The 18,140-nt window shown below is 62.0% G+C and carries 13 protein-coding genes, 1 pseudogene and 2 riboswitches; of the genes and pseudogenes, 5 read left to right on the forward strand and 9 right to left on the reverse strand.

Annotation, left to right across the window (positions count from 1 at the left end):
* Positions 1-36: 36 nt before the first annotated feature.
* A pseudogene (locus CAG25_RS28810) lies at positions 37-201 on the forward strand (UDP-N-acetylglucosamine 2-epimerase (non-hydrolyzing)); the annotation flags it as partial.
* A 12-nt stretch (positions 202-213) separates the two neighbouring features.
* Here the strand turns inward: CAG25_RS28810 and CAG25_RS09255 are convergent.
* From CAG25_RS09255 to cobW, 6 genes are all read right to left on the reverse strand, one after another.
* The gene (locus CAG25_RS09255; RefSeq protein ID WP_085610450.1) at positions 214-1,770 is read right to left on the reverse strand and encodes a TerC family protein; all 1,557 of its coding nucleotides are present in this window, start codon (positions 1,768-1,770) and stop codon (positions 214-216) included.
* 335 nt (positions 1,771-2,105) lie between these two features.
* Positions 2,106-3,752 (reverse strand): phospholipase D-like domain-containing protein, encoded by a 1,647-nt coding sequence (locus CAG25_RS09260; protein WP_085610451.1) that lies wholly within the window; start codon positions 3,750-3,752, stop codon positions 2,106-2,108.
* A gap of 40 nt (positions 3,753-3,792) precedes the next feature.
* On the reverse strand, positions 3,793-4,455 hold the full coding sequence (locus CAG25_RS09265) for a VWA domain-containing protein (RefSeq protein WP_166742307.1): 663 nt from the start codon (positions 4,453-4,455) through the stop codon (positions 3,793-3,795).
* A gap of 2 nt (positions 4,456-4,457) precedes the next feature.
* Positions 4,458-5,471: an ATP-binding protein gene (locus tag CAG25_RS09270; RefSeq protein ID WP_085610452.1), complete on the reverse strand. Its 1,014-nt coding sequence runs from the start codon at positions 5,469-5,471 to the stop codon at positions 4,458-4,460.
* Positions 5,472-5,479: 8 nt separating this feature from the next.
* Positions 5,480-9,247 carry a cobaltochelatase subunit CobN gene (cobN, locus tag CAG25_RS09275; protein WP_085610453.1) on the reverse strand — a complete coding sequence of 1,256 codons (3,768 nt, stop codon included), beginning with the start codon at positions 9,245-9,247 and terminating at the stop codon, positions 5,480-5,482.
* Positions 9,248-9,250: 3 nt separating this feature from the next.
* Positions 9,251-10,324, reverse strand: coding sequence for a cobalamin biosynthesis protein CobW (gene cobW / locus CAG25_RS09280; RefSeq protein WP_064597024.1), 1,074 nt, complete (start codon positions 10,322-10,324; stop codon positions 9,251-9,253).
* A 98-nt stretch (positions 10,325-10,422) separates the two neighbouring features.
* A riboswitch (cobalamin riboswitch) is annotated at positions 10,423-10,633 on the reverse strand.
* A 771-nt stretch (positions 10,634-11,404) separates the two neighbouring features.
* Positions 11,405-11,626, forward strand: a riboswitch (cobalamin riboswitch).
* A 119-nt stretch (positions 11,627-11,745) separates the two neighbouring features.
* On the opposite strand from cobW, the gene CAG25_RS09285 reads away from it, so the two are divergent.
* From CAG25_RS09285 to cobM, 4 genes are all read left to right on the forward strand, one after another.
* Positions 11,746-11,943, forward strand: a complete 198-nt coding sequence (locus CAG25_RS09285; RefSeq protein ID WP_007959524.1) for a CbtB domain-containing protein — start codon at positions 11,746-11,748, stop codon at positions 11,941-11,943.
* Between the two features lie 11 nt (positions 11,944-11,954).
* On the forward strand, positions 11,955-12,656 hold the full coding sequence (locus tag CAG25_RS09290; protein WP_085610454.1) for a CbtA family protein: 702 nt from the start codon (positions 11,955-11,957) through the stop codon (positions 12,654-12,656).
* Positions 12,653-13,066 (forward strand): cobalamin biosynthesis protein, encoded by a 414-nt coding sequence (locus tag CAG25_RS09295; RefSeq protein ID WP_039768823.1) that lies wholly within the window; start codon positions 12,653-12,655, stop codon positions 13,064-13,066. The genes CAG25_RS09290 and CAG25_RS09295 overlap by 4 nt, the downstream gene beginning before the upstream one ends.
* Before the next feature lie 91 nt (positions 13,067-13,157).
* Positions 13,158-13,904: a precorrin-4 C(11)-methyltransferase gene (cobM, locus tag CAG25_RS09300; protein WP_085610455.1), complete on the forward strand. Its 747-nt coding sequence runs from the start codon at positions 13,158-13,160 to the stop codon at positions 13,902-13,904.
* Between the two features lie 144 nt (positions 13,905-14,048).
* Here cobM and nfuA read toward each other — a convergent pair whose 3' ends face one another.
* The 3 genes from nfuA to CAG25_RS09315 form a co-directional block, all read right to left on the reverse strand.
* The gene (nfuA, locus tag CAG25_RS09305) at positions 14,049-14,633 is read right to left on the reverse strand and encodes a Fe-S biogenesis protein NfuA (RefSeq protein WP_007959519.1); all 585 of its coding nucleotides are present in this window, start codon (positions 14,631-14,633) and stop codon (positions 14,049-14,051) included.
* Between the two features lie 91 nt (positions 14,634-14,724).
* Complete coding sequence (locus tag CAG25_RS09310) at positions 14,725-15,726, reverse strand: acyltransferase (RefSeq protein WP_085610456.1); 1,002 nt, start codon at positions 15,724-15,726, stop codon at positions 14,725-14,727.
* Between the two features lie 92 nt (positions 15,727-15,818).
* Entirely contained in the window at positions 15,819-18,113 is a 2,295-nt protein-coding gene (locus CAG25_RS09315) for a fatty acid cis/trans isomerase (protein ID WP_085610457.1), read from the reverse strand.
* Positions 18,114-18,140 lie beyond the last annotated feature (27 nt).

An 18,140-nucleotide genomic window follows, 5' to 3' on the forward strand; every position in this document is an offset into this window, starting at 1 on the left:
TCGGGTCGCAGCCTTGCTACGTCCCAGGAGGGGTCAATGTCCTTTAAAGTCATGATGGTTTTCGGCACTCGCCCGGAGGCCATCAAAATGGCTCCGCTGGCCCGGATTCTGCGTCAGTGGCCCGACATCACACTCAACATCTGCTCCACCGGTCAACATCGCGAGATGCTGACTCAGGTACTGGAGGCCTTCGAACTGACATCAGTGAGGCCGTCAGGCCTCACGCACCAGCAACACCCGTGTCACGCGACGTTCTTCGACCGCCATTACGGTCATGCCCCAGCCTTCATGCTCCAGTCGATCGCCCTTCATCGGCAGGCGATCCAGCAGGCTCATCACCAGCCCGGCGAGGGTCTGGTAGTCCTCGGTCGGCTCGGCGCGAAAACCGGTGTGCTCGCGGATGCGCGTCAGGTTCAGCGCACCGTTGACGATAAACCCGCCCTGCTCCTCGACTACGTCCGGCCCCGCGATTTCGCTGGCATCGGGCAGTTCACCGGCAATCGATTCGAGAATGTCGGTCATGGTCAACACACCCACGAAGTCACCGAACTCGTTCACCACAAAGGCAATGTGGGTCGAGGCTGCACGCATTTGTTCCAGTGCGTTGAGGATCGAATAGCTGTCCAGCAGGTTGACGGTCTTGCGCGCCAGGTGTTCAAGGTTCGGCTCGTTGCCGGCCAGATATTCCTTGAGCAATTCCTTCTTGTGCACGAAGCCCAGCGGCTCATCCACTGCGCCGTCACGAATCAGCGGCAAGCGCGAGTAGGACGAATGCATCAGTCGCGTGCGAATAGCCTCGGCGTCGTCCGCCAGATCAATGTGATCGACATCGGCGCGCACTGTCATCAAGGCGCGAATCGGTCGCTCGGCCAATTGCAGCACACCGCTGATCATCACCCGCTCGCGACGGTCGAACAGCTCCGCGCTCGGCGCTTCACCGTTGTCCAACAAGTCGGAAATCTCCTCGCCGACTTCTTCCGCCGCCAGTTTGCGACCACCCAACAGACGCATCACCGCATGGGCCGTGCGCTCGCGCATCGGGCGCAAGCCCTGCATCGAGCGCTTGCGGCGAGCGCGGGCAATCTGGTTGAAGATCTCGATCAGGATCGAGAAACCAATGGCCGCATACAGATAACCTTTCGGGATGTGGAAGCCCAGGCCTTCAGCGGTCAGCGCGAAACCGATCATCATCAGGAAGCCCAGACACAGCATGATCACCGTCGGGTGGGCGTTGACGAAGCGGGTCAGCGGCTTGCTGGCAACGATCATCACACCAATGGACACGACCACCGCGATCATCATCACCGCCAGTTCATCGACCATGCCCACGGCAGTAATCACCGCGTCCAGGGAGAACACCGCGTCGAGCACGACGATCTGCGCCACGATCGGCCAGAACAGCGCATAAGCGGCGTTGGTCGAACGCTCGCCGATATGGCCTTCCAGCCGTTCGTGCAATTCCATGGTCGCCTTGAACAACAGGAACACACCACCAAACAGCATGATCAGGTCACGGCCGGAGAAGCTCTTGTCGAACACCTCGAACAACGGCTGCGTGAGGGTAACCAGCCAGGAAATACTCGCCAACAGGCCCAGACGCATGATCAGCGCCAGGCTCAAGCCGATGATGCGTGCGCGGTCGCGCTGATGCGGCGGCAGTTTGTCCGCCAGGATCGCGATGAACACCAGGTTGTCGATACCCAGTACCAGTTCCAGCACGATCAGTGTCAACAAGCCCAGCCATGCCGTGGGATCCGCTAACCATTCCATAATCTGTTTCTGTCTCTCTTCAGTGAATTCAGGCTGCCGGACACGGCAAAGTGCGACGCGAAAGCTCGAAGGCTGCGCCAACAACGATAGTCGGGAGTCGGAAGACTGGATGCTGGAAGTGTGTCAAGACCGCGCCGTGGCGCGAGGGGAACGGGGTTCCTGGAATAGAACTGGGAGGCTCCGAGAGGGTGTTCATGCAAATCCTGAATGAAAAAAGGCCTTGAAGCGTACAGGCTCTGATGACTTTTCCTACAGCTGGAAATCATTTCAAAATCTGTACGCCGCCTGCCTATCGCCGCTCTTGTCAGCATCGGCAGCCAACGGATGTGCAAGGGCTAACGCCCGGAAAACCGCAGGCGAGACAACTGGCGCAGATCGTCCTCGAGGTAGTAGTCGTTGGTCCAGCTGTCATCCGCCGCCAACGGCTGTACCTGCTTCAACGCCAGTTTCTTCGCGAAGTAGCGAAAACGGTAATGCTCGTAGAACCGCAGCAGTTCCAGGCCATAGCGGTCCGCCAAATCGGTGTCGCCGCGAATGATCAGATAGTTCTCATCATTGCCGTTGCTGGCGGAGGTGCTGAGGTTATGACTGCCGCTGATGAGGGTCGGGCTGTCGCTGGTGAAATCGGTGACCACCGCTTTGGTGTGCACCAGCAGGTTGCCTTTCTGGCCTTTCATGTTCTCCCGCAGCCAGCCTTCCAGCCCGGTGTTGAGCAACGCGGTGGCGGCGAATTCGGCGGTTCGGTCGGCGTGGAAGCCGGTGATGCGGCTGACCGTGTTTTGCAGGCCGTAACGCAGGATGTCGTCGTGGGGCTGGCCGAGCAACGCGTTGAGAATCGCGTCGGGCAAGGCGAATGCGGTGACGAACAGCAGGTCTTTCTTCGCCCCCTCGATGATATCGACGAACTCCCGCAGATCCGCGCCGCCGGTACGCGGGGAGAACCCGGCGAACAGGGGTTGCGCCGGGTTCATCGGGTTGTGTTGGGTAATCCAGTCGCGGGTGGCGCCGACGTCCGCCGGCTCAGCCCAGATCTGCTCGAAGGTTTTCAGGTAACTCGTACCGATCGCCTCATCGTCCAGCACATGCACCACGTTGGCCTGGCGGTACACGCCGTTGGCGGTGAAGTTGGTGCTGCCGCACAGCACCGCTTGCGGCTGACGCTCGCCGCCTCCGTCGAGGCGGCTGAGGACGATGAACTTGTTATGGAAAATATTGTGGGTGACCCGCCCGCGCTTGCTGGTCGCCGGCAGTTTCGCAAGACTCGCTTCATTGATCGTGGTGTCTTCGTCGTCTGGCCGGGCGTGATACAGCACGCGCACCTGAACACCTCGATCGAACGCTGCGTTCACCGTGTCGATAATGGCTTGCAACTGGTATTCGTAGATCGCGATGTCCAGCGCCCACTGAGCGTCCACCGCTCGTTCGATAAAGCCTTGCAGGCGCCCGAGCAGACCGTTCTCCAGCCACTGACGCGCCGCATCGGGCCAGGCTTCGATGGGCAGGTTTTTGTTGGCACTGATCTGTGCGTCGAGATCGGGGAATTTGCGCTGAAACGCCTGGCTCGCTGCCACGGCACGATTGAAGATCACGCCCTGATTGGCGGGATGACCGTCGTCGGAGCGGATCGTCAGCTCCAGCGCCTCACCGAGTTGCAGCGCATCCGGCGTGCCATACGCCAGGTGCACGCGGTAGTGAATCGTCATGCCTGGATTGACCGCGTAATCGGCCCAGCGAAATTTCTGCAACGGCGCCTTGTCGCTCGGCGTGGCGTGAAACTGCGCGAAGGTATGGGCCTTGCCGGGAAAAGTCAGGCTGTTGAACAGGAACAACCACGGTTTGTCGCCCTGCTGTTTCTCGATGGCAAACCCCAGCAGGCCTTTGCGCCGGGGTTCGGCGAGGTCCATGGCGAGCAGCACACCGTTGGTGCCGGCGTAGGCCTTGACGCGAAAATCATCCTGCGGATTGGCGACCAGTACGCGCATGATTCACTCCTTGTGATTTGGCCTCACTGCAGCATAGTCCTCAGACCGACAACAACTCGTCGATATGCCGGTAATCCGCGTCCAGTGCGGTCGCCAATTGCCTTGCGCGCTTCAGGCGGATCGGCCCGCGCTCGATATCGATCAACAGGCCCGGACACGCGAGCGCTGGCAGTTGCGGCCAGTCTTTCAAACGGCCATCGGTGATCACCAGCAACCGTTGCTGTTCAGCGGGGAAACGCTTGCGCCGCACCGTCAGCCAATGCCCGGCTTCCGTCAGCGCTGCCAACAGAGGCGTGCCGCCTCCCGCACCCAATCCATCGAGCCACGCACGCAACCCGCTGGAGGCCTTTAGCCCTTGCACCTGCCATTTCGGCGCGGCGCCGCTTGCGGTCAGCAACGCAAGGCGCGCGCGCTGCCGGTAAGCGTCATCGAACAGTTGTGCGAGCACGCCCTTGGCATCGCTCAGCGCCTGATGACGACGGGTCGAGGCCGAGGCATCGACGATCACCAGCCACAGTTCATGGGGCGTGCGGGTGCGCAGTTGAAACAGCAGATCCGCCCGGGTTTTCGGACGGCCGTTGAGCAAGGTTCCGGGCCAGTTCACCGAGCCGCTGCGAGCCGCGTGACGCTTGCCCTGGCGGCCGTTATCGAGGCGTCCGGCGCGGGGCCTGGCATTCGCCCCCGCGTCGGATCGGGGGCGAATGCCTAAGGCTTTTTTTGTAGGTGTGGCGGCCAGGCCGGGACTTCGCGGCGTGCGCCGGTAGCCAGTGCCGGCGCCGGCATTTCACCCCACTGCCCCTGCCCTTCGCTTGGATCGGTCTGGGAGCCGGACGGTGATTGCGCCGGTGACTGCGCACTGGATGAGGACTGTTCGCGACGACGATGACGCAATGCGAACTCAGCCACCGCATCGATATCCTGCTCGGCGATGGCGTCCGCACCGCGCCACGCCGCATGCGCCCGCGCGGCACGCAGCCAGACCAGATCGGCGCGCAAACCGTCGACGCCCGCCGCGAAGCAGCGCTCGGTGATCTGTGCCAGCGCCGCGTCATCCAGCGGGATGCCCGGTAAAACCTTGCGGGCGTTCTCGCAGCGCTGACGTAGAGCTTGCTGTTCAGCCTCCCACTGCGCACAGAACGCCTGCGGATCGCTGTCGAAATCCAGTCGACGCCGGATGATCTGCCCACGCTCGGCCGGCGCCGTTTGACCGCTCAGGGCGACGTTCAAACCAAAGCGATCCAGCAATTGCGGACGCAATTCCCCCTCTTCCGGGTTCATCGTGCCGATCAATACGAACTTCGCCGAGTGCCGATGGGAAATGCCATCGCGCTCGATCAGATTAGTGCCGCTGGCAGCCACATCGAGCAGCAAATCCACCAGATGATCCGGCAGCAGATTCACTTCATCGACGTACAACACGCCGCCGTCAGCCTTCGCCAGAACGCCGGGAGAAAACTGCGCACGACCGTCGCTCAACGCCGCGTCCAGATCCAGCGTGCCGACCAGTCGCTCTTCGGTGGCGCCCAACGGCAAGGTGACAAACTGACCACTGGCCAACAGATCCGCCAGGCCCCGGGCGAGCGTCGACTTGGCCATGCCGCGCGGGCCTTCGATCAGCACGCCGCCGATCTTCGGGTCGATGGCCGTCAGGTACAGCGCTAGTTTCAGATCATCGGCGCCAACCACGGCGGAGAGCGGGAAATGCGGGGTGTCGGTCATGTTCAGTCTCAGCTCTCTTCTTCTATGTCCAGCAGCAGGTTTTCCAGCGCCTCTTTGTAGGCGCCCGGTGCCTGCCACATCCCGCGCTGCTGCGCTTCGAGCATGCGTTCGGTCATGTCGCGCAGTGCGTGGGGATTATGCTCGCGCACGAACTCGCGGGTCGCCGGGTCCAGCAGATACGCATCGGCCAGCAAGGCGTACTGATGGTCGTCGATCAGTTGCGTGGTGGCGTCGAAGGCGAACAGGTTGTCGACCGTCGCCGCCAGTTCGAATGCGCCTTTATAGCCGTGGCGCTTGACCCCGTCGATCCATTTCGGATTCGCCGCCCGGGAGCGGATGACCCGGTTCAGTTCCTCTTTCAAGGTGCGGATCTTTGGCAGGTCCGGCTGACTGTGATCGCCGTGATAACTGGCTGCCGCTTCACCGCGCAGGCTTTCCACGGCGGCGAGCATGCCGCCCTGGAACTGGTAATAGTCGTTGGAATCGAGCAGGTCATGCTCGCGATTGTCCTGGTTTTGCAGCACGGCCTGCACCTGGCTCAGGCGCTGGACGAATTGCTCGCGGGCGGCGGTGCCCTCATCGGAGCCACCGTAAGCATAGGCGCCCCAATTCAAGTAAACCTCGGCCAGATCTTCTCGGGTTTGCCACAGACGACCGTCGATGGCGCCCTGCACACCCGCGCCATAAGCGCCGGGTTTGGCACCGAAGATCCGCCAGCCGGCCTGACGTCGGGCAGCCTCTTCGTCCAGCCCGGACTGGCGCAGCGCCTCACGCTCGGCACGCACTTTCGCGGCCAGCGGATTGAGATCGTCCGGCTCGTCGAGCTCCGCCACGGCTTGCACGGCGGCGTCGAACAGGCGGATCAGGTTGGCGAACGCATCGCGGAAAAATCCGGAGACCCGCAGCGTGACATCGACCCGAGGCCGGTCGAGCAGGCTCAGCGGCAGAATCTCGAAATCATCGACCCGCTGACTGCCGGTGGCCCACACCGGACGTACGCCCATCAGCGCCATGGCCTGGGCAATGTCATCGCCGCCGGTGCGCATGGTCGCGGTGCCCCACACAGAGAGGCCGAGTTGGCGCAGGTGATCGCCGTGATCCTGCAGGTGTCGCTCGAGAATCAGGGTTGCCGACTGGAAGCCGATTCGCCAGGCCGTGGTGGTCGGCAGATTGCGCACGTCCACCGAATAGAAATTGCGCCCGGTGGGCAGAACGTCGAGGCGACCGCGACTTGGCGCACCACTTGGGCCTGCGGGGACGAATCGCCCGCTCAACGCGTCGAGCAAGCCGCGCATTTCGGCCGGGCCGCAGGCATCGAGGCGTGGGGCGATCACTTCGCGCAAGTTGTCGAGGATTGCACCGACTTCAACCCAGCGCGGCTCGCTCCCACAGGGGGATGGTAGTGACTGGGAGATCAGTTGGGTGGCGAACAGCTCCAGACGTTCGCGAGTATCCCCCGCCGTGCGCCAGACTTCATCGCTCAGCGATTGCAGTTCCATTGGGCGCGGGCCGGTCCAGGAATCAGCCAGTGCACAATCCAGCGGATCGAACCCCAACTGAAACGCCTTGGCCAGCGCCCGCAACAGACTCGATTGCTCCCCTTTGCCATCGCCACGTGGAATCCGCAGCAGCGCCAGCAAGGTGTCGATGCGCAAACGCCCGGTCGGCGACTCGCCGAAGATGTGCAGGCCATCGCGGATCTGCGATTCCTTCAGATCACACAGATAGGTATCCAGACGCGGCAGCCAGATCGCCGCATCGGCATCGCTGTCGAGGGCTTCATCGAGTTGCAGTTCGCGATCGATCTGCGTGTCACGCACCAGTTGCAGGATGTCGCGCTGCAACTCCCGGGCGCGGCGCGGATCGAGTAACTGAGCTTCGTAATACTCGTCAGCCAACAGTTCCAGATTACGCAACGGGCCATAGGTTTCGGCGCGAGTCAGCGGCGGCATCAGGTGGTCGATGATCACCGCCTGAGTGCGACGTTTGGCTTGGGCGCCCTCGCCCGGATCGTTGACGATAAACGGATAGATGTTCGGCAGCGGCCCGAGCAGTGCGTCCGGCCAGCAGTTCTCCGACAGACCCACGCCTTTGCCGGGCAGCCATTCTAGGTTGCCGTGCTTGCCGACGTGGATCACGCCGTGGGCGCCGTAGGTCTGGCGCAGCCAGAAATAGAACGCGAGGTATGCGTGCGGCGGCACCAGATCCGGGTCGTGATACACCGCGCTCGGATCGACCTGATAACCCCGCGCCGGTTGAATGCCGACGAAAGTCAGGCCGAAACGCAAGCCAGCGATCATCATCCGCCCGTCCCGGCACATCGGATCATTTTGCGGCGAGCCCCAGCGCTCCAGCACCGCCGTGCGATTGGCTTCGGGCAGTGCGTTGAACATCGACAGGTAATCATTCATCGCCAGGCTTTGCTGGCATGGGCGCTGATCGAGGGTGTCGAGATCATTGCTGACACCACCCAGCAGTTGCCGGATCAGTTCGGTGCCGCTGTCCGGCAGTTCGGCGGGCAGCGGATAACCTTGGGCCTGCAATGCCCGCAGGATATTCAGCGCAGCGGCCGGCGTGTCGAGGCCCACGCCGTTGCCGATGCGCCCGTCCCGGGTCGGGTAATTGGCGAGGATCAGCGCGATGCGCTTTTCAGCGTTCGGCACCCGCGCCAGATCGACCCAGCGCCGCGCCAGTTCGGCGACGAAATCCATGCGCTCGGGTTGGGCCCGATAACACACCACGTCGGACTGACTGCGCTCGCTGCGCCACGCTAGATCCTTGAAGCTGATCGGCCGACTGATGATCCGGCCGTCCAGTTCCGGCAAGGCGATGTGCATCGCCAGATCCCGGGGGCCGAGGCCCTGCTCGCTCTCGCGCCAGCCAGGTTCGTTGTCCTGGGCGCAAATCGCCTGGATCACCGGAATGTTGCGACGGAACGGCCGCAGATGCGGCGCTTCCGGACTGGACTGGGCGAAACCGGTGGTGTTCAGAATCACCGAGGCCTCGACTTCATCCAGCCAGTCCTCGACCACCGACAGGCAGCCAGGCTCTTTCAAACTGGCCACGGCGATCGGCAGCGGATTGAGTCCGGCCGCCTGAAGCCGTTGGCAGAACACGTCGATAAACGCCGTGTTCGCCGCTTGCAAATGCGAGCGATAAAACAACACCGCCGACACCGGTTGACCGGGCAGCCAATCGGCTTGCCAGTCACTCAGTGCGGCGGTGTTTTTGTTCGGGTGATAAATCGCCGTGCGCGGCAGCGTTTGCGGCTCGCCCCACACGTAATCCCGCGCCAGCCAGCGACTGGCCAGGCAACGGAAAAAGTCCAGCGCATTGTCCATGCCGCCCTGACGCAGAAACTGCCAGAGCCGGTCGCGATCCTCGGCGCCCACGGTACTCAAGTCGCTGAGCTCCGGGTCGGGACGGTCATCGCCCGGCACCAGAATCAACTGCACGCCACGTTCGGACAACTCGACCAGCCGCTCGACGCCATAACGCCAATAAGCGATGCCGCCGTGCAGCGAGATCAGAATCACCTTGGCGTGGCGCAGCACCTCATCGACGTAGAGGTCGACCGACGCATGGTTCTGCACCTGCATCGGGTTGGCCAGGCGCACGCTCGGGTAATCCTCGGGCAGTTGCTGCGCGGCTTCGGCGAGCAGCGCGAGGCTGGAATCACCGCTGCACAGGATCACCAGCTCGGCGGGGGTTTGTCCGAGGTCGGCAATGTTGTCGTCCGACACGAAACCGCCGGGCTGGGTCCTGAGCAGGTGCATGGCTTAAACGCTGAGCGCGGCGCGCAGTTGCGCTTCGAGTTGAGCGGCATCCAGTTCCTGACCGATCAACACCAGACGCGTCACGCGTGCCTCATCGGCGCCCCATTGACGGTCGAAGTGCTTGTCGAAACGCGTGCCCACGCCCTGGATCAGCAGACGCATCGGCTTGTTCGGGATCGCCGCGAAGCCTTTGACCCGCAGGATGCCGTGCTGAACCACCAGTTGCGTCAGCGCGTCGAGCAGCAGGCTTTCGTCGGCTTGCGGCAGCTCGATGGAAATCGAATCGAAGGCGTCGTGATCGTGGTCATCGTGATCGTCATCGCCTTCACCGTGGTGGTGATCGTGATGGCTGTGGCGGCTGTCGATGTGTTCTTCGGACCCGGCGCCCAGACCAATCAGCACGTCCAACGGCAGGCGACCGTTGCTGGCTTCGATGATTTTTACCGCTGGCGGCAGCTCTTCAGCCACTTCCAGACGCACGCGAGCGAGGTCTTCAGGGCTGGTCTGGTCGGCCTTGTTGAGGATCACCAGGTCGGCGCTGGCCAGTTGGTCGGCGAACAGCTCGTGCAGCGGCGATTCGTGGTCCAGGTTCGGATCGAGTTTGCGCTGGGCGTCGACCTGATCCGGGAACGCGGCGAAGGTGCCAGCGGCCACGGCCGGGCTGTCGACCACGGTGATCACCGCGTCAACGGTGCAGGCGCTGCGGATTTCCGGCCATTGGAAGGCTTGTACCAGCGGTTTTGGCAGGGCCAGGCCCGAGGTTTCGATCAGGATGTGGTCGAGGTCGCCGCGACGGGCCACCAGTTCGCGCATCACCGGGAAGAATTCTTCCTGCACCGTGCAGCAGAGGCACCCGTTGGCCAGTTCGTAGACGCGGCCGGTGGCTTCTTCTTCGGTGCAGCCGATGGTGCATTGTTTAAGGATTTCACCGTCGATGCCCAGCTCGCCAAACTCGTTGACGATCACCGCGATGCGGCGGCCCTGGGCGTTGTCGAGCATGTGCCGCAGCAAGGTGGTTTTGCCCGAGCCGAGGAAGCCAGTGACGATGGTGACGGGGAGTTTGGCCAGTGTTTTCATCGGATGCCCTTTGGCAAGGTGGCGGGCATACGGGACGAGACCGGCAACGCGAGTGCGTGCCTGGAGAGTTCGCCACCGGATCACCCCGCCCGGTTGAAAGTGAGAATCTGTGACGAGGCAGGTCTCCTGGCTGACGGTGTTCGGGACTTGGCCCGGTATTCGCTGCGCCTTCCCGCTGGCTCTGGATGGAGTTGGCAGTGGCGTGGCAGCGAACAGCACCGTTCACAGTTGCGGGGGCAGCCGCGGCTTGGACCGCGTTCCCTTCTTAGCTTCGACGTGGGCCGAAGAACCTCGAAAGCGCAAGGCTACGCATGGGTTCGTGATGGGTCAATGGGCGTGGCCTTTTGGTTTTGTGTGTATATCCGTTGCTGCGGTAACGGCTTCTTATGGTTTCGCTCTTACAGCGACTCACTTTTCCAAACGCCGAAAAGTAAGCAAAAGGCTTTTGCCCCGGCGTACGGCACTTCGCTTAGGCTCAGTGTTCCCTCGCTACGGTGTCCATCAGGGGGCATCGCCTACGGTTTGCTTCGCTGCACCTCCTCTCGATGTATGCGGCTTCGCCGCACGGCGCTGCGCGCCTACCCCCTGATGGACACCTCCGCTCGGCCTGCCGAAGGGGCTAAAGATCAAAAGCCAGAGCCAAGCAAGAGCAGAAGCCAGATCAAGAGCCCCCCCCGCTCCTCACCACTCACCACGATGAGCGTTAGCTCGAGTACCGCTTTTGATCGCAGGGCCCGTCGGCAGGCTGAGTGGAGGGATTGATCCGGGGGTGGGAGCGCAGCGACCGTGCGGCGCAGCCGCATGCATCGAGAGGAGGTGCAGCGAAGCAAACCGTAGGCGATGCCCCCGGATCAATCCCGGAGCGAAGGAACCCCGAGCCTAAGCGAGGGGCCGTACGTCAGGGTTAGAGACCTTTTGGTTACTTTTGGGGCGTTTGCCAAAAGTGACCCGCCGTAAGGGCGGAACCCTAAGCAGCCATAACCGCAGCAACGGATCTGCCCCCAATCCCAATCCCAATCCCAATCCCAATCCCGATCCCGATCCCGATCCCAATTGACTCAAATCCCCCGCCCATGCTCTCCTACACAACTTGTTACGGGTGCCCCTCACAGGGTGAAACGGGAAACCGGTGAATCATGTGCTTTACTCTAAAGCCATGTCAGTCCGGTGCTGCCCCCGCAACGGTAAGCGAGCGAAGCGTCAGATCCACTGTGCCCACAGGCATGGGAAGGTGACGCTTGCAGGTCGGCAGACAGCCACCCCTCGTGAGCCCGGAGACCGGCCCGCAACACACAGTGCGCGATATCGCCACTGAACCTGACAAACCCGCGGTGGGCGGGCGCTGTTCGAACCTCTGCGTGCGCGGCCGCAGGGGTTTTCATGCGCTCCACTCACCCGCTGACATTCCAGAGGGAAGCGCCATGTCGATCATCAGCAGCACCGGCAGCAATTCGGACAAGATCTCCAGCACCACCACCCTGAGCCAACGCCTGACCGCCGCCGTCTGCGCGTCGATCCTCGGTGCGTGCCTGGTGTATTTCGCCGGTTTCTCGCACATCGAAGCGGTGCACAATGCTGCTCACGATACCCGCCACAGCGCTGCGTTTCCGTGCCACTGAGACCTGACGACATGATCAAGCGTATTGCGCAGACCGCGGGTTTCACCGGCCTTCTGGCTGCCCTGCTCCTGACCTTGCTGCAAAGCTTCTGGGTATCACCGCTGATTCTGCAGGCCGAAACCTTCGAGAAAGCCGAACCGGTTGCCGAAGTTCACGAACACGCTGCCGGCACTGCCGCCCACACCCACGATGCCGAAGCCTGGGAGCCGGAAGACGGCTGGCAGCGCGTGGTGTCCACCACCGGCGGCAATCTGGTGGTTGCCGTGGGTTTTGCCCTGATGCTCGCGGGCCTGTATACCCTGCGTGCGCCGACCAAAACCTCGCAAGGCCTGCTCTGGGGCCTGGCCGGTTATGCGACTTTCGTGCTTGCACCGACCCTGGGCCTGCCACCTGAGCTGCCGGGCACCGCCGCCGCGGATCTGGCCTCGCGTCAGATGTGGTGGATCGGCACCGCCGCCTCCACCGCTGTCGGTCTGGCCTTGATCGTGTTCAGCCGTCACTGGCTGATGAAGATCCTCGGCGTGGCGATCCTTGCCGTGCCGCACGTGATCGGCGCGCCACAACCGGAAGTGCATTCGATGCTCGCTCCGGAAGCCCTCGAAGCTCAGTTCAAAATCGCTTCGCAGTTGACCAACGTCGCGTTCTGGTTGGCCCTGGGCCTGATCAGCGCGTGGTTGTTCCGCCGCAAAAGCGAAGGTCAGTACCAGGCATGACCGATGACAGCGCAGCGCCGACCTTCGTGGTCGGCCTGGGCTGCCAGCGCGGCTGCCCGGCCAGCACGCTGCGCGCCTTGCTTGATCAGGCATTACAGGCACATCGAATTGATCTGGAGAAGGTCAAGGCGCTGGCCAGCATCGACCTCAAGCGCGACGAACCTGGCCTGCAGGAACTCGCCGCCCAACTGGCGCTGCCGTTGCTGTATTTCAGCAGCGAAGAACTGGCCAGTTATCAGCAACGACTGAGCCATCATTCACAGATTGCCTTCGAACGCACCGGTTGCTACGGCGTAGCGGAAAGTGCCGCGCTGGCGCTCGCCGAACAGTTGATAAGCGGCCCGGCAAAACTGCTGATACCCCGGCAAAAATACGCCCAGGCAACTCTGGCATTGGCCGGCGCGGCGTAAATTCCCGATAATCCATGCTTTCGATCATGAGCATTCTTCATCTGAAGCGCTTGTGAAGCACCGCCCTGCCCCTTTTTTACAGGATCCAACGATGACCGTTTACTTCATCGGCGCCGGCCCCGGCGACCCGGAATTGATCACTGTCAAAGGCCAGCGGCTGATCCGCAGTTGCCCGGTGATCATCTACGCAGGTTCGCTGGTGCCGACGGCGGTGCTGGAAGGTCATTGCGCGGAAACCGTGGTCAACAGCGCCGAACTGCACCTGGAACAGATCATCGACCTGATCAAGACCGCCCATGCCAAGGGCCAGGACGTCGCTCGGGTACATTCGGGAGATCCGAGCCTGTATGGCGCCATTGGCGAGCAGATTCGTTATTTGCGTGAGCTGGATATTCCGTTCGAGATCATTCCCGGCGTGACCGCCACCGCCGCGTGCGCCGCGCTGTTGGGCGCTGAACTGACCCTGCCGGACATCTCGCAAAGCGTGATTTTGACCCGATATGCGGACAAGACCGCAATGCCGGTTGGCGAAGAGCTCGGCAGTCTGGCGCAGCACGGAGCGACCATGGCGATTCATCTGGGGGTCAATCATCTGGAGAAAATCCTGGCTGAGCTGCTGCCACATTACGGCGCGGATTGCCCGATTGCGGTGATTCACCGGGCGACGTGGCCGGATCAGGACTGGGCGGTCGGGACGCTGGAGGATATTGCCGCGAAGGTTGCCGCCAAGGGGTTTCGGCGTACGGCGTTGATTCTGGTTGGGCGGGTGTTGGGTAGCGATCAATTTAGCGAGTCGTCGCTGTATCGCGCGGGGCATGCACATCTTTACCGCCCATGACGGCCCTTTCGCGAGCAAGCCCGCTCCCACATTCGATCGCATTCCAAATGTGGGAGCCGGCTTGCTCGCGAAGGCTTCATTGAATCTCACGCATAAAAAAACGGCGCTCACGGGGCGCCGTTTTTTCATGCCGCAGCGAACACCTTAGTAGTAGGCGTTTTCTTTCTGCGTGTGGTCGGTCACGTCGCGAACGCCCTTGAGCTCCGGAATGCGCTCGAGCAAGGTGCGCTCGATGCCTTCCTTCAGGGTCACGTCCGCCTGGCCGCAGCCTTGGCAACCGCCGCCGAACTGCAACACGGCAATGCCGTCTTCAACCACATCGATCAGGCTGACCTGACCGCCGTGGCTGGCCAGCCCCGGGTTGATTTCGGTTTGCAGGTAATAGTTGATGCGCTCGTTGATCGGGCTGTCGGCGTTGACCATCGGGACTTTGGCGTTTGGCGCCTTGATGGTCAGCTGGCCGCCCATGCGGTCGGTGGCGTAGTCGACGACGGCATCATCGAGGAACGCTTCGCTGAACGAGTCGATGTAAGCGGTGAAGCTTTTCAGCCCCAGCGCCGTGTCTTCAGGTTTCTCTTCGCCCGGCTTGCAGTAGGCAATGCAGGTTTCGGCGTACTGGGTGCCAGGCTGGGTGATGAAAACGCGGATGCCGATGCCCGGGGTGTTCTGCTTGGAGAGCAGATCGGCCAGGTAATCGTGGGCGGCGTCGGTAATGGTAATAGCGGTCATGGAGACTCCTCGCAGGCTTGAGGCGAAGTTTACGCCAATCGGCGCGCGGCACAAAGTCCTAGTATTTACGTAGGAATAGTTCGCAAATCGGCTAAGCGCCCGATTCGCCGTCAATCCGTGCTTTAAGCCACTGATAACTGCGCTTTTCCACCCATTCGTAGCTCAGCCAGGAACCGATACCGATGGCCAGCGCACAGACAACAAACATCAAATACGGGTTGATCCCGTAGCGTCGTGCCAGATAACCGCCGGCCGACAGCACCAGCACATGCATCAGATACACCGAGTAGGAACAATCGCCCAGCAGCTTGAGCAGCCTGTTGCGCTCGACATGCCGCTCCAGCGCCAGGCTGGCCATGACCAGCACCGCACTGGGCACGCCCCAATTCAGCAACCGGGGATCGGGCGGCAAGTAATAGATCGCCAGCAACGCCGCCCCGATCCCCAGCAACGGCAGCCAGAGCGCCGGTCCGATCCAGCCGCGGCGATAGAACATGCCGATACTGATCCCGAGCAGGAACTCATAAACGATGTCCGAGCGATAAAACTCGCTGACCCAGCCAAATCCGGTCCAGGCCTGGCACACCGCGAACAGCAGCGCCGCGACCACCAGCAAGCGCACCTGCAACCGAAACAACAGCGCCCAGGCGAACAACACGTAAAACAGCATCTCGTAATTCAGGGTCCAGCCGACATTCAGGGTCGGGTAGATCCCGTAGCCGCCGGGGTTTTCGGTCGGGATAAACAGCAACGACAGCAGCAAATGACTCCAGTCCACCGTCTGATCCGGCAGCAACGGCCGGGCGAATACCACCAACAAAGCCATCAGCACGGTGTAGAGCCAATACGCCGGGACAATCCGGAACAGTCGATACAGCAGAAACCGCGCGGGCGGCAGCGCCTTGCCTTCAGTGGACAGGAAAATCACCAGCCCGCTGATCACGAAAAAGATATCGACGCCCACCGCGCCCTTGTCGATGAACAGCTGCCCTATCGGCCCGCGCGCCTCGAAGTCGAAGAAAATCTGCATGAAGTGATGGCAGACCACCGCCCACGCGGCGAGCGCTCGCAGGGCCTGCACTGAAATCAACATCGATGGCGCTCCCGTCCAGGATTTGCGGAGCACCACTGGACAATGGATTACGGTGCCCCTAAGGGTTCGGACAGCAGGCTGACCTCGAAAGATCAAAGATTCTCGTACCGGTTCATGTCCAGCACGCCCTCTTCCACCGGCTCGGTTTCGTGGATGTACTGGCTCAAATCGTGGAAATAGAACCAGAACTGCGGATGACTGCGGCGAATCCCCCAGCGCTCGACGACTTTCTCGAACTGCGCCGCGTCCTTTGCCCCTTCCATCGCATCGACAAACGCCGGCACCTGGTCTGCCGGAACGTTGAACATGAAATTCGGGTAGCTGCTGAGCACGCCCGGGTAGATCGTCAGCGTGTCCAGCCCCGGTTGATAGCGCAGCGATTCGCCGAGCAGGAACGCCACGTTGCTGTGGGCGCGGTTGCGCAGCAGGCTGTAGACCTCGCGCTTGCCGCTGCGGGTTTCAACCCGGAGCATGGTGGCTTCCGGCAATTGATCGATCACTTTCAGGCCCGCCGCCGGGCGCGAAGTCAGGCGACTCAGCGCCTGTTCGGCGTTTTGCAGCGCCGGGTCGATGTTCGGGCGCGAGCAGTAGGCGTCTTCGCAACGGTTGATCGGATCCGGACGCGCGTTGAGATCGCCGTAGCGCGCCAGCAATTGCATGGCGAAATCGCGTTTCGGGTCTTTCTCGTCGAGTTTCAGCGCGGTCGGCTTGTCATCGTCTATGGCTTCGTAATCGAGCCACATCTTGAACTGGCCGCTGCTCTGGTACCAATCGTCGAGGTAGCCTTCGCGGGAATCGGCTGGCATCAGGCGCAGGAAGTTCTGTTCGGCGCCGTTGCGGATCAGGTCGAAATACAAGCGCGTTTGCGCCTGATGGGAGACGTTGCCGAACACATCGAAATTCACTGCCAACTGGTAATAGGTGCGTTCCAGCAGCGGATAGTCGAACAGCCACATCGTCTGCGGTACTTCGCCGATCAGGCCCTTGGTCACCGAAGCGCTGTCGAAGTGGCGGAAGATGCTGAGCAAGGCGTTGTCGTTGCCGGCCCACAGGGTCGACCAGCTCGGCGCCGGCAGATCCGCATAGCTGTCACGGCGCAGGGCTTCGTATTGGTTTCGCTTGTTGCGGTAGTTGTGCCACAGGCTCAGGACACTGCCGACATCGTCGTTCTGCCCCGGCATGGCCAGCAACGGCGTGGCCTGGCCGCGATAGTTCGGGTCGGTGATGTACAGGTCGTGTTCCGGGGCCTGGAACAGCGCCCAGAAGTTGTCGCGGATCACGTCGGTTGCGATCTGCCCACGGCACACCGGGCCACGAATGAAGGTGCGCACGAAGTATTCGGCATTATCGAGCATGAACTGATAACGCGCCTGCGCCGGGATCGCCTCGAAGGTCGCAAAAGGGTTGGCCCGGCTCTGCGGCCCGTAGCCCGGCAAGGCATTGACCTGCCAGTTACCGTTGTAGAACAGGCTTTTGACCCGCGCCATCTTCGCCGCGCTCAGCGGATAAGTGATGTGGGTCTTGTGCACGATCACACCCTGCACCGGCCACAGGCGGTAATACACCTGAGTACCCGGATCGTCGTTCGGGCGACGGGTGGCGATCAGATCGATTGGTTGCCCGGTCGGCGTACGCGAGCGCACCCACTGGAAGTAATGCCCCGGCTCGCCGTCCTTGAAATAGATATGCGCCAGGAACCAGTGCTCGAACAACCAGCGCCCGACCAGACTTTCCCGCGCGCCAGGCTGGTTGAGCAGGTTTTCCCACTGGACGATCTGCATCGCCTCCTTGGCGCTTGGCGCCAGGCCTTGCTCATCGATCGGTGCGCCGGAAGCGAGCCAGCGTTGCAGTGTCTGATATTGCTGATCGGTCAGCCCGGTCACCGCCAGCGGCATGCCCTCTTTCGGATGGGCGCCGGCATAGCCTTCGAACTCGGCGGGCATCGCGCACAGGTTTTCGCGGTTGAGCCCCAGCACAATGTCTTGCGGCAGTTTGGCGTTGGGGGTCAGCGGCGTTTTGTGTCCCAGCTCCAACATGCGCGCCATCAGTGCGGCCTGGCTGCCCTGGGCGTCGAGCACCGAGTAGAAGTCTTTCTGCTGCCAGGCCCGTTTGCCGAAGGCGTCATAGAACAGCCGCGTGGTCGGCGCCGCCTGGGTGCGTTCGCCATCGTAGACCGGCATCTTGCTCGCGCCCCGCGCGGCGCCTTCACCGCTGCCCAGGTTGAGCTGACAGGCAGAGTCGTAGCACGCATGGCAGGCCACGCACTTCTCGGTGAAGATCGGCTGAATATCGCGGCTGTAAGAAATAGCGGGAGAAATCGAGGGTTGCTGCGCGGCGGCGCCCCAGCTTAAGAACAGCAAAAAAATGCTGATGACGCGGTACGACATGTCCCTGACCCTGATCCTGAAGAAAAA

This window comes from Pseudomonas sp. B16(2017), assembly GCF_002113205.1.
In the GTDB taxonomy this organism is placed as follows: domain Bacteria; phylum Pseudomonadota; class Gammaproteobacteria; order Pseudomonadales; family Pseudomonadaceae; genus Aquipseudomonas; species Aquipseudomonas pharyngis.